The organism is Kribbella sp. NPDC055110, from assembly GCF_053607525.1.
On sequence record NZ_JBSGTS010000030.1, the window covers coordinates 54,602 to 66,074 of the forward strand.

The 11,473-nt window shown below is 69.0% G+C and carries 16 protein-coding genes; 9 read left to right on the forward strand and 7 right to left on the reverse strand.

Translation table 11 applies throughout. The features are described 5' to 3' along the window. The first annotated feature begins 114 nt into the window (after positions 1-114). The 5 genes from ACWF0M_RS32965 (at position 115) to ACWF0M_RS32985 (ending at position 3,433) form a co-directional block, all read left to right on the forward strand. Entirely contained in the window at positions 115-387 is a 273-nt protein-coding gene (locus tag ACWF0M_RS32965) for a hypothetical protein (RefSeq protein WP_452239650.1), read from the forward strand. A 61-nt stretch (positions 388-448) separates the two neighbouring features. Beyond that, a complete protein-coding gene (locus ACWF0M_RS32970) occupies positions 449-1,357 on the forward strand; it encodes an NAD-dependent epimerase/dehydratase family protein (RefSeq protein ID WP_452239651.1) in 909 nt (302 codons plus the stop codon). Continuing rightward, a complete protein-coding gene (locus ACWF0M_RS32975) occupies positions 1,347-2,066 on the forward strand; it encodes an LmeA family phospholipid-binding protein (RefSeq protein WP_452239652.1) in 720 nt (239 codons plus the stop codon). The genes ACWF0M_RS32970 and ACWF0M_RS32975 overlap by 11 nt, the downstream gene beginning before the upstream one ends. 75 nt (positions 2,067-2,141) lie before the next feature. After that, positions 2,142-2,840 carry a PadR family transcriptional regulator gene (locus tag ACWF0M_RS32980; protein WP_452239653.1) on the forward strand — a complete coding sequence of 233 codons (699 nt, stop codon included), beginning with the start codon at positions 2,142-2,144 and terminating at the stop codon, positions 2,838-2,840. Next, the gene (locus ACWF0M_RS32985; protein WP_452239654.1) at positions 2,837-3,433 is read left to right on the forward strand and encodes a DUF1707 SHOCT-like domain-containing protein; all 597 of its coding nucleotides are present in this window, start codon (positions 2,837-2,839) and stop codon (positions 3,431-3,433) included. The genes ACWF0M_RS32980 and ACWF0M_RS32985 overlap by 4 nt, the downstream gene beginning before the upstream one ends. Before the next feature lies 1 nt (position 3,434). Here ACWF0M_RS32985 and ACWF0M_RS32990 read toward each other — a convergent pair whose 3' ends face one another. Further along, positions 3,435-3,818: a VOC family protein gene (locus ACWF0M_RS32990; protein WP_452239655.1), complete on the reverse strand. Its 384-nt coding sequence runs from the start codon at positions 3,816-3,818 to the stop codon at positions 3,435-3,437. Positions 3,819-3,866: 48 nt separating this feature from the next. Between ACWF0M_RS32990 and ACWF0M_RS32995 the strand changes: the two genes are divergently transcribed. Beyond that, on the forward strand, positions 3,867-4,694 hold the full coding sequence (locus ACWF0M_RS32995) for a PhzF family phenazine biosynthesis protein (RefSeq protein WP_452239656.1): 828 nt from the start codon (positions 3,867-3,869) through the stop codon (positions 4,692-4,694). Here ACWF0M_RS32995 and ACWF0M_RS33000 read toward each other — a convergent pair. Beyond that, positions 4,678-5,727, reverse strand: a complete 1,050-nt coding sequence (locus ACWF0M_RS33000; protein ID WP_452239657.1) for a lipoate--protein ligase family protein — start codon at positions 5,725-5,727, stop codon at positions 4,678-4,680. The genes ACWF0M_RS32995 and ACWF0M_RS33000 overlap by 17 nt on opposite strands. Positions 5,728-5,782: 55 nt before the next feature. Here ACWF0M_RS33000 and ACWF0M_RS33005 point away from each other — a divergent pair, with 55 nt between their 5' ends. Further along, positions 5,783-6,424, forward strand: coding sequence for a hemerythrin domain-containing protein (locus ACWF0M_RS33005; RefSeq protein WP_452239658.1), 642 nt, complete (start codon positions 5,783-5,785; stop codon positions 6,422-6,424). Positions 6,425-6,530: 106 nt separating this feature from the next. Here ACWF0M_RS33005 and ACWF0M_RS33010 read toward each other — a convergent pair whose 3' ends face one another. Both ACWF0M_RS33010 and ACWF0M_RS33015 read right to left on the reverse strand, forming a co-directional pair. After that, on the reverse strand, positions 6,531-7,112 hold the full coding sequence (locus ACWF0M_RS33010) for an adenylate kinase (protein WP_452239659.1): 582 nt from the start codon (positions 7,110-7,112) through the stop codon (positions 6,531-6,533). 122 nt (positions 7,113-7,234) lie between these two features. Continuing rightward, positions 7,235-7,612, reverse strand: a complete 378-nt coding sequence (locus tag ACWF0M_RS33015; protein WP_452239660.1) for a YciI family protein — start codon at positions 7,610-7,612, stop codon at positions 7,235-7,237. A gap of 168 nt (positions 7,613-7,780) precedes the next feature. On the opposite strand from ACWF0M_RS33015, the gene ACWF0M_RS33020 reads away from it, so the two are divergent. Then, on the forward strand, positions 7,781-8,536 hold the full coding sequence (locus tag ACWF0M_RS33020; protein ID WP_452239661.1) for an SDR family oxidoreductase: 756 nt from the start codon (positions 7,781-7,783) through the stop codon (positions 8,534-8,536). Here ACWF0M_RS33020 and ACWF0M_RS33025 read toward each other — a convergent pair. Continuing rightward, positions 8,500-9,372 (reverse strand): DUF3800 domain-containing protein, encoded by an 873-nt coding sequence (locus ACWF0M_RS33025; protein WP_452239662.1) that lies wholly within the window; start codon positions 9,370-9,372, stop codon positions 8,500-8,502. The two genes, ACWF0M_RS33020 and ACWF0M_RS33025, sit on opposite strands and share 37 nt — an antisense overlap. Positions 9,373-9,546: 174 nt before the next feature. Then, a complete protein-coding gene (locus tag ACWF0M_RS33030; RefSeq protein ID WP_452239663.1) occupies positions 9,547-10,383 on the reverse strand; it encodes an SAM-dependent methyltransferase in 837 nt (278 codons plus the stop codon). A gap of 242 nt (positions 10,384-10,625) precedes the next feature. On the opposite strand from ACWF0M_RS33030, the gene ACWF0M_RS33035 reads away from it, so the two are divergent. Next, entirely contained in the window at positions 10,626-11,165 is a 540-nt protein-coding gene (locus ACWF0M_RS33035; RefSeq protein ID WP_452239664.1) for a dihydrofolate reductase family protein, read from the forward strand. Here the strand turns inward: ACWF0M_RS33035 and ACWF0M_RS33040 are convergent. Next, complete coding sequence (locus ACWF0M_RS33040; RefSeq protein WP_452239665.1) at positions 11,162-11,455, reverse strand: YciI family protein; 294 nt, start codon at positions 11,453-11,455, stop codon at positions 11,162-11,164. The two genes, ACWF0M_RS33035 and ACWF0M_RS33040, sit on opposite strands and share 4 nt — an antisense overlap. Positions 11,456-11,473: the final 18 nt, after the last annotated feature.

Genomic DNA, 11,473 nt, shown 5'->3' on the forward strand with positions numbered 1-11,473 from the left:
CAGTCTGGCGAGCCACCTTAGCCTTAGTGGCGGTGGGATAGACTGGGAAGATTCCGGAGCGATGACATACCAGGCGGCGTGTCGGGAACCCGCGGGCCCTATGAGGCGATAGCGATGTCGATCCGGCCAACTCCCTTCCTGGCCGACGTGGGCCGCCGCTCGGTCGTGAACGACGATCTCTCGCACCTGTTCGCGGAGGTCGTGTCCGCGCGCGCCGCCGAGCGCGTGGCGCGCGGTCCACGGCGTCAGGGCGAGAATGCCCGCAGCGACGCCGGACGTCTGGCGATGTCGCTGCGCGCCTACGCGAAGGCCCTGGAGAAGTACCGGCTGCCCGTACCGCCGGTGATCCGCGACGAGCTTCGCCTGCGCAGCGGGCTGCGGTCCTGACCGACCCTGCGCCCCCGGGATCAGGAAGACTGGGCGCGTCATCGAGTCGAAGGGGTCAGGCGTGCAGGTTGTCGTCGGAGCTGGGGCCGTGGGGAGCGTGGTCGCCCGGCTGTTGGTGGCACGGGGTGAGCAGGTCCGAGTGATCACGAGGTCCGGGAGCGGGCCGGACGGGGCGGAGCGGATCGCTGCGGACGCCAAGAACGGGTTGACGGAGTACGTCGCGGGTGCGACGGCGATCTACTCGTGCGCAGGCCCGGCGTACAACAAATGGACTAGCGAGTGGCCGCGGCTCGGTGCGGCGTTGGTTGCGGCGGCCGAGGCGTCGGGGGCGGTGCTGGTGAGCACTGGGAACCTCTACGGGTACGGCGCGGTGGACGGGCTGATGAGCGAGGACCTTCCGTTGCTGCCGAACACCGTGAAGGGGCAGGTGCGGGCGAAGGTCTGGGCCGCCGCCCTGGCTGCGCATCAGGCGGGGCGGATCCGGACTGCGGAGGTGCGCGGATCCGACTACCTCGGCGCGGGCGCGGTGTCGCCGTTCAGCGTGACCGTGTTGCCGATGGTGATTGCCGGAAAGCGCGGGATGATGCCGGGCGATCTCGACGTACCGCACAGCTGGACGTACGTCGGTGATGTCGCACGGCTACTGATCGCGGTCGCCGACGACGAGAGCGCGTGGGGGCGGGCCTGGCATGTCCCGACGCCGGAGCCGCTGTCGGTACGCGAACTGGCGACCCGCGCCGCCGAACTGGTGGGTGCGCCGCGGGCGAAGGTTGCGTCGATGCCTACCTTGGTACTGCGGCTTGCGGGACTTGTCGACCCGGCCGCGCGGGAGATGGTGGAGATGCTGTACCAGTGGCAGCGGCCGTTCGTCATCGACTCGACCGCCGCGACTGTTGCCTTCGGCATCAAACCCACCCCGGCCGTGGACGCGCTCCGGGAAATGATCGGAAAGGGCAGGGATGAGCTCTAGGAGACCGCGCCGGTGGTTGCGCCGCCTCGTCGTCACACTGCTGGTGCTGGCGGTTCTGGCGATCGTCGTCGACCGCGCCGCTGCGTACGTGGCCGAGAACCAGCTCGCGTCGATGGCCGACAAGGAGGCCAAGCAGTACGACGTACGCTCGGCCGGCACCTCGGTGAAGATCGGGGGCTTCGGGTTCCTGCCGCAACTGGTGAAGGAGGACTTCTCCAAGGTCACGCTGACAATGGACAAGCCGACGTTCTCCGGCGTACCGGGTGAGGATCTGAAGGTCGAGCTGCAGAACGTGCACGTGCCGCGGTCGCTGCTGACGCAGCAGTCCGGTGCGGTGACGGTCGACGCGACCGATCTGCGGCTGCAGTTGTCGCCGCGTGAGCTGGCTCGGCTCGCGGTCCGCAGTACCGGACTCGAGGGGCTGTCGATGTCGGTCGTCAACGGTCAACTGCAGGCGAAGGCGACGGTGCGCGGCATCAGCATCGACGTACCGATCACGCCGGAGGTCAAGGACGGGCGGGTCGCGCTGACGATCGGGCAGTTGTCCGACTCGCTCCCGTCGTACGTGCAGACCGCGATCCGCGACCAGCTGGCCAGCGGCATCACGATCCCCGAACTGCCGTTCGGCGCCCAGCTCACGGGCATCAGCGTCGTGGACAATTCCGTGATTCTGACGGCCGCGGTGAAGGACCTGAAGTTCAACGCGTGAGTCTCTTGGGTTGCGATGGTTCGCGATATATCGTCGAACTATCGCAATCACTTTCGTGAGGGACGGGTGGTCCAGATGACCGGATCGGCGTACGCCGCGGGATGGCCTTGGGCGCAGTTCGCGCGGCACTGTTCAACCTTCGACGACATCAAGGACGAGTTGCGCGCGGCGATGAGCGGCCACCGCGGGCACCAGGGACGCGGGCACCAGCAGCACTTCGGGCCGCCGTGGGCGATGTTCGGCGGCGGGCAGATGTTCGGTCCGCCGTGGGGACCGCCGCCGCGGTGGCGGGGCCCGAAGGCCCGGCGCGGCGACGTACGGGCAGCGATTCTCGCCGTGCTCGCCGAGCAGCCGATGAACGGCTACGGCATCATCCAGGAGATCGCAGAGCGCAGCGGCGGTCTGTGGAAACCGAGCCCGGGCTCGATCTACCCGACGCTGCAGCAGCTCGAGGACGAGGGCCTGGTGACGGCGGACGCCGAGGTCGGACGGCGGACGTTCCGGCTGACCGACGAGGGACGCGCGTACGTCGCCGAGCACCAGGACGAGGTGTCCGCGCCGTGGGCGGCGATGAGCGCGCCTGAAGCTAGTGAGGACGAGAACGGGTTCAAGCCGCTCTTCGGGCAGGTCGCGACGGCGATGTGGCAGATCCTCGCCAGCGGTACGCCGGAGCAGCAGGCGAAGGCACGGGACGCGGTCGCCGACCTGCGGCGGAAGCTGTACGGCATCCTCGCCGAGGAAGACGACGGCACGGACCAGCAGGACCGTTCATGAGCTCCGCCGACCGAGACCGCCGACGCCGAGGCGGGGCCAGCAGGCAGCAGCGCTGGAACGGGCCTGGCTGGTACGACGAGTCGGGCGGCCGCCCGCACGAGCACAGCTGGGGCGGGGACTGGCATGGCCGCAGCTGGAACGGCGAATGGCGAGCCGCCACCTGGAACGATGATCGCCGCGATCCCGACCCGCAGGACGTCCAGCGTGCCGACGTACCTCGGAGGCGGGTGCGGATCGGTGACGCCGAGCGGGACCAGGCCGTTTCGTTGCTGAGCGACCACTTCGTGGCCGGCCGGTTGACACAGGCCGAGTTCGAGGAGCGGAGCGAGGTGGTGACGCGGGCACGGTACGCGGATGATCTCGAGCCGTTGTTCGACGATCTGCCGAGCTCGAGGGAGCTACAGGTTGTGCCAGGCCCGGCCAACCTCCGTCGCCGGCCCGGTCCGCCGCCGCCGTTCCTGATGATCGCGCCGTTCCTGATGATCGGTCTCGTGATCACCTCGGTCGCACTCACCGCGCCGTGGCTGCTCTGGGGCATGTTCTGGATCGTCATGATCAGCGGCATGTCCCGCCGCCGCTGGTACCACCGCTGATCTAGTGCCGTTGCCGCGCCCGCGGAATCTCTTCGGCGAACTCCACGACGAACCCGTCCGGGTCGGCGACGTGGACCGTCCGGTGTCCCCACGGACGGTCCGCCGGCCCACTCAGAACCGGTACGCCGGCTGCCCGGAGCCGCTCGGCGTACGCATCCACGTCCGTCACCATCACCACCACTTCCCCACCCGCGCCCGGCGTCACCGCCCGTCCGGTCAACCACTCCGCCCGCCGCCGCTCGTACAACGCGAACCGCACCCCGCCCGCGTCGAACTCCGCATACCCCGCATCCGTGAACTTGTACGCAAACCCCACCACATCCCGGTAGAACTCGACGGACACCCCCAGATCCCCGACATACAAGATGACGTACCCGATCTCCATACCGGCAATTGTGCATAGCTCGACCGGACGCGGTGATTGGATGGGGGGATGGTGACTGTTCTTCGGTATGCGGCTTTCACGTCCGATCCGGCTGGGGGTAATCCGGCGGGTGTGGTGCTCGATGCCAGTGGGCTCGATGATGGTGCGATGCAGGCGATCGCGGCCGAGGTCGGGTACTCCGAGACCGCGTTCACCGATGGACCGGACGCGAACGGCGTGCGCCCGGTGCGGTACTTCTCCCCCAAGGCCGAGGTTCCGTTCTGCGGTCACGCCACCGTCGCGACCGCCGTCGCACTGGCGGAGCGGAACGGCCCTGGCGAACTCGTCTTCGGGACGCGGGCCGGCCTCGTCTCGGTCAGCGTCGACGCCAACCTGCGGGCGACCCTCACCAGCGTCGAGCCGTCCGTCGAACAAGCCGGCGACCTGACCGACGTACTCGACATCCTCAGGTGGTCACCCGACGACCTCAATCCCGCCTTGCCGCCGAGGATCGCGTACGCCGGGGCGCGGCATCTCGTCCTGAGTACGGCGACCCGGCAACGACTTGCCGCGCTCGACTACGACTTCGACCGCCTGCTCGCGTACATGCTCGAGCGCGACCTCACCACGCTGCAACTCGTCTGGCAGGAATCGCCGACCGTCTTCCACGTCCGCGACCCGTTCCCCGTGGGCGGTGTCGTCGAGGACCCGGCGACCGGCGCCGCAGCAGCCGCGTTCGGCGCGTACCTACGTGAGCTGAACCAAGCACAGCCCACACTCACCCTGCATCAAGGCGACGACCTCGGACGGCCCAGCCTCATCACGGTCGAGCTCCGCCCGGACGACAACCGCGTGCGGGTGAGCGGCAACGCCGTACCGATCACGGCACCCGCGTAAGCCACTCCTCGGTGCCGAACTTCGCCGCGACCCGCTCCTCGGCCAGCGCGACGGTGTCCGGCGAGATCGTGCCGTCCGACAGGCCGTAGCGGTTCCGGAACGTGCCGGCCATCCGCGAGATCACGTCCGCGCGGTCGAGGCCGGTCTGGCTGCGCAACGGGTCGACGCGCTTGTTCGCGCTCTTCGTGCCCTTGTCGGACAGCTTCTCCCGGCCGATCCGCAGTACGTCGACCATCTTGCCGGCGTCCATGTCGTAGGCCATCGTCACGTGATGGAGGACGGCGCCGCCCGCGAACCGCTTCTGCGCGGCGCCCGCGATCTTGCCGGCCGGCGACGTGATGTCGTTGATCGGCTGGTACGTCGCCGCGATGCCGAGATCGTTGAGCGCACCAATGACCCAGTCGTCGAGGAACGCGTACGACTCGATGAAGGACAGCCCGGAAACCAGTGATTCCGGGACGTACAGCGAGTACGTGATCGTGTTGCCCGGCTCGACGAACATCGCGCCGCCGCCGCTGATCCGCCGTACGACGGTGACGTCGTGACGGGCCGCGCCGTCCAGGTCGACCTCGTTCCGCAGCGACTGGAAGCTGCCGATGATGACCGCGTTGGACGCCCACTCCCAGACCCGCAGGGTCGGCGGGCGCTCGCCGGATCCGACCTGCTCGGTCAGCACCTCGTCGAGCGCCATCTGCAGCGCCGGCTCTCGCGGTACGTCGTGCACGAACTGCCACTTGTGGTCACGCCAACCGGTCGCGCCGGTCAACGCACGCCGTACGGCGACAGCCACGGCCTCCGGCGAGAACCCGAGCATCTCCACGCCGTCGCCGAGCACACCTCGCACTCGCGCGGCGATCTGAGCCGCGGACGTCGCCACCTGCAGACCTGCCAGGGCCCCGTTGATCCGCTCCAGCGCGTCGTCCGGCTCGAGGAAGAAATCCCCGGAAATCTGCCCGTTCCGGACGTGCTCGTCGACGACATCGAGGTCGGCCACGACGAGCTTTCCGCCCGGGACCTTGTACTCACCATGCATATTCAGGATCAACTTGCTCTGGTCAACGGTTGTTCCCGGACGCATACTCCGGGCCATGGGGGAAATGAGCATGAACAAGGCGATCCATGCCGCTGTCCGGCGGGACCTGGGTCGATTCCTGGATGCATTGGAGCGGTTCCCGGACGGGGATCGCACGCGCGCGGCGCAGTTGGCCGCCGCCTGGCAGAACTTCGACAACCAGCTCATCCGGCACCACGAGGGTGAGCACGATATCGCGTGGCCGGCGTTGCAGAAGCTCGGCGTAAGCGCGGAACTGCTGGCGCAACTGGATGCCGAGCACGACACGATGGCGGGCGCGCTCGCTGCGTCGCGGACCGCAGTGGGTGCGCTGCGGAACTCCGCGAGCGCGGACGACGCGGCGACCGCACGCGCTGCGATCCAGGAGCTGCAACGGGTCACCGTCGAGCACCTCGAACACGAGGAGGCGGAGATCGAACCCGTCTACCAGGCCAACGTCGGCACGCCCGAGCTGAAGGCGATGGGCCGGGAGTTCGCCAAGGTCGGCCCGGTCGAGGGCGGCACGTTCTTCGCCTGGGCCCTCGACGGCGCCACCCCCGCGGAGTCCACGGCCATCACCAGCTCCGTCCCGAAACCGGTCCTCACCGTGATCCTCGGGCTCTTCGGCCGCTCGTACCGAAAGTCGGTCGCCCCGGCCTGGCGGATACTCAACCGATAGGGCCGGACCTCAGACACTCAGCAACTAGCGCCGCCCGCGTGAGTTTGCGCTCACGCAGACGGCGCATCGGGCCGTCGACGGACGTTGGTGAGTGGTGGCGGTCCGCCTACGCGGCGGGCTTGAGTTGTACGGCGACCTGCCAGACGCGGGCGCGAACCGTGTCGACGTCCGAGGAGGCGTCGACCTCGTGGTGGATGCCGCGGCCGGCGTAGAAGTGGATCAGCGGCGCGGTCTGCTCGTGGTAGACCTCGAAGCGACGGCGGATGACTTCCTCGGTGTCGTCCGAGCGGTGCTCGATCTCGGCGCGCCGGAGCAGCCGGGCGACGAGGGCGTCCGCATCCACCTGCAGGACGAGGGCCGCGTCCAGTGCACGCCCTTGCGCACCGAGGATCTCGTCCAGGACGGCGGCCTGGTCGAGGGTGCGCGGGTACCCGTCCAGGACGAATCCCGGACGGGCGTCGGCGTCCGCGAGGCGGTCGCGGACCATCGCGTTGGTGACCTCGTCCGGCACGTACTCGCCCGCGTCGAGGAAGCCCTGCGCCGTCTTACCGAGCTCGGTGCCGTCCGCGATGTTGCGGCGGAACAGGTCGCCGGTGGAGATGACGGGCACACCGAGATGCTCGGCCAGGTGGCCCGCGTGCGTTCCCTTACCGGCCCCAGGAGGGCCCATCAGCAAGACAGTGGTCACGGCACACTCCTGACTCTCGGTAAGTCCCACAGAATATGGGAGCCTCCGCTCCGGCGGTACGGCGTACGTCACTCCGGATTGCCGGTTGGGTCACACTCGCTCGTTACTGTCCGGAATCGCCCTCAGAACTCCATTTCCGGGCGGAGCTCGATGACGTCGCCGGGCCCGGCGAACTTGGCGGCGAGCTCCTCGGCCCGCGCGCGGGTGGCGCAGTCGAGGATGAAGAACCCGGCGAGCTGCTCCTTGGACTCGGCGTACGGCCCGTCGGTGTTGACCGGGCGCTTGCCCTCCCAGCGGTAGGTGCGGGCGGTTGATGGTGCGTCCAACGCCAGGCCGCCGACCAGTTCGCCGGACGCGGACAGCTCGGCGAGCATCTCGTCGAACTCCTTGCCCATCGCGGCCCGCTCGTCGGCCGGGAGCGCGCGGCCGACGTCGGTGAAGTCGATCGTCGGGTGACCCCACGGCTGCGGGTTGGAGTGGATCAGGACCACGTACTTCATGACAGAACCTCCAGTGTCGTTCCGGGTACCTCATGCACCCCTGACGTCGGAGGCGCTGACACGCCCTCGACATTTTGCCTGGATGTATTCCAGCTCACATTCGGTCACACTCGCCTACCCGGGCTCCGTCAGGGCTGCAGAGACGACAACGAGAACGGAGAAACTTCGATGAGCACGATCCTGGTGACAGGCGGTACGGGAACGATCGGCCGTCAGGTGGTCCCGCTGCTCCAGGCGGCCGGCAGCAAGGTCGGCGTCCTGAGCCGGCACGCGGGCGATCGCGGTGACGGCGTCGAGTACCTGGCCGTCGACCTCCTGAACGGCGAGGGCCTGGACCGGGCCGTGGACGGCGTCGACGTGATCCTGCATCTGGCCGGCGGCCCGAAGGGTGACGAACTGGGCACCCGCAACCTGGTCGAGGCGGCCGAGCGAGCGAAGGTCGGCCACCTGGTCCACATCTCGGTCACCGCGGTCGACCAACTGCCACTGACGTACTTCAAGTCGAAGCTCGGCGCCGAGCAGGCCGTCCGCGCGTCCTCCGTGCCCTGGACGGTACTGCGGGTCGCCCAACTCCACGACTTCGCCTGGAACACGTTGCAGGCGATGGCGAAACTGCCCGTCCTGCCGATGCCGGGCGGCCTCCGGCTGCAGCCCGTCGACGGCCGGGACGTGGCCGAGCGGCTCGCCGAACTCGTGCTCGGTGCACCGCAGGGCCTCGTCGCCGACCTGGTCGGACCGAAGGTTTACAGCCTGTCAGAACTGTCCCGCGACTATTTGCGGGCCACCGGCAAGCACCGGTTGTCGCTGCCGATCCGCGTTCCCGGCAAGGCGGGCAAGGTGTACCGCGCGGGCAGCAACCTCACCCTCACCGGTGCCGACGTCGGCACTCACACCTGGGACGAGTTCGTCGCCGCACAGGTGTAGGGCTCCAACAGCTCCACGAGGTCCGGCGTACGACGGCGCGCGATGCCGGCCAGGAAATCCGCGACCTGCACCCGCGGATCGTGCTTGGAGTCGACCTGCACGAACGACCGCAGCGGCGCCGGCTCCACGCGAGCGGCGAGGAACGCGCCCAGCCGTGCCACCCGGCCCGGCGTCAACGCACTCTGCTCGTCGTGCACGACGGCGACCGAACGACCGCCGGCGCTCCAGTACAGCACCGTTTCGGCGAGCGCCGGCACCAGCGGCTCCAGCGGCGGCGGGAGCTCCGGATCCTCGTCGATCAGCCGCTGCATCATCTCCTCGACCCGCGCCCGGGTCACCGCACGCAACGCAGGTACGTCGGCCGGCATCGTCGCGAAGAACCGGTCCACTGCGTCGTGGTCCATCAACCGCACGCGCTTCGTCCGGGTCAGGTCCACGAACGCCGCGAGGAACCCGGTCCGGTGCCGCAGCGCCTCGGCGACCTCCGTGTGGTCGGTGCCGAGGCTGGTGCCGGCGCCGTACGACGGTTCCTCGGTGAAGAGCTCGAACACGCGCGCGGCGACGTACGCGGTCTTGTCGATGGACAGGACATGCGCATGCCCGCGCAAGGTGGTGAGCAGCCACTCGAGCGCCGGCCGCTGCTCAGGTCGCAGCAACTGGTTGGACTTGTACTCCGTCCGGCGACGCAGACGGTCTCGCAGTACGTCGATCACGTCGGCGGCCGCTGGTACGGCGAGATCGACACTGGCATGGGTGATGACGGGTGAGGCGGGGTCGAGCAGGTTGGTTCCGGAGAACCCCGACTCGTCACACGCGACCTCAACGAAAGAAGGCATGGGAAGGCTGGCTCCAAGGCTGAAGGACTGCACGCTGCGGGGCCCGTCCTCGGGACGGGCTTGATCGGACGCGCCAGGAGTCATCGGGGCGCGGTGACGATCAGTAAGCGGCAGCAGCCTGAGAAGACATGCGAACCATGATGGTCCGGCTGCGCGCTGGACACCAGTGAATTGTTACGGCTTGCGGCCGAGGGCGACCAGGAGGAGACGGCCCGCGCCGGTCAGGTTGAGCTTCTGCTCGTCCTCCGGCCACCAGGACGTCAGGTCGACGAGCCCGGGCGCGACAAGCTCGAGCCCGGCGACGAGCTCCGCGATCTCGTCCCGCGTCCGGAACTGCATGTGCGGGAACACGTCCTGCAGCTTCTCCTCGATCGCCGTCGAGAACTCGGACAGCCGGCCACCGTCCCGCGGGTTGAGCGGATGTGTGAGCGCCAGGTACGAGCCGGACGGTACGGCGGCCAGGTAGTCCGCCACGACCGGCACCGGGTCCGGGGTCGAATGCAGGACCAGGCCGAGCAGGACCCCGACCGGCCGGCTCAGGTCGAGCGACTCGGTCACCGCCGGATGGCTGAGGACGGCGGCCGGGTCGTTGAGGTCCGCGCCGGCGAAGAAGCTGCGCTGGTCGTCGGCGAGCAGCGCCTGGCCGTGGGAGATCGCGGTCAGGTCGTTGTCGACGTACACGACGGTTGCGGCCGGGTTGGCCCGGAGGGCGATGTCGTGGGTGTTCTCCGCGGTGGGGAGCCCGGAGCCGAGGTCGAGGAACTGGTCGATCCGGCCCTCGGCGCCCATCCGGACGATCGCGTCGGCCATCCAGCGGCGGTTCTGCCGGGTCAGCTCGGAGAGCTCGGGCGCGATCTTCAGCAGCTCCTGGACGAACTGCCGGTCGACCTCGAAGTTGTTCTTGCCGCCGAGCAGCAGGTCGTACACCCGGGCCTGCGACGCGCGCTCCAGGTCGATGGCGGCCGGTTCGTCGGCGCGCAGCGGCCGGTGCGTGTCCTCGTCGTCGGGCATCGCCGCGCCGCACCTCGCTCCGTCATGCGAAAAGCTGAATTGCCGGAAGGCTACCGACCGCGCCGGCAACCGAGCACACCGGGCCCTCCCGGACCGCCAGGCCATCACAATCGCAGCCTCGGGCCGGACCTCCCGCGGGAGGCGGCGCCCACGGGGCAATTGTGATGGCCTGGCGGTCCACCGATGAGTTTTTCGCGGCTCGTTCGTCTCAAGAAGCACCTACGAACAGACAGGAGACCCGAATGGCGAAGGTGCTGTACTCGGTGACGATGTCGGTCGACGGCTTCATCACCGGCCCGGACGGCGACATGCAGTGGATGCGCCCGTACCTCGGCCCCAATCCGGAGGTCGACGACCTGCTCCCCCGGATCGGGTCGCTGCTGATCGGCCGGCGCTCGCACGACGGCGACGACCCGCACAAGGGCGAGGCAGGCGAGGGCGAGGCGTTCGGCGGCGGCTGGAGCGGGCCGGCGTACGTCGTCACGCACCGTCCACCGTCCGACCCGGAGGCCGGGGTCACGTACGTCGACGACTTCGCGAAGGCACTCGCCCAGGCCAAGGAGGCGGCCGGCGACAAGTACGTGAACGTGATCGGCGCGAGCATCGCCAAGCAGTGCCTCGAGGCCGGCCAACTCGACGAGGTCCTGCTCTTCTACGCCCCGGTCATGCTCGGCGACGGCACCCGCCTCTTCGCCCACCCCGGCGGCCGCACAGTCCGCCTCGAACGAACAAGCGTCACCGAAACCCCACTGGCCACGAGCCTCTGGTTCAAGGTCGTCTAGAAATCGACGGCGGCTGGGTGCATGACTGCTCGGATCTCGACCGAGCGGCCGGCGGCCCGCGCGTCCGGGAGCAGGCGCGCGAGTTCGACGGCGCGGTCGCGGTTCTCGACGTCGATCACGTAGTAGCCGTCGATCTTGGTCGGCTCGTGGTCGGGCAGGCGGACGGACAGTTGGGGGTCTGCGAGCAGCTCGCCGCCGACCAGTTCGCCGGCCTCGTGGGCGACTCGCTCGAACTCGTGGCGCTGCAGGCGTGCCTCACCGTCACCCTGCAGGATCAGTAGAAACTTCATCGGCGCTCTCCTCTCACC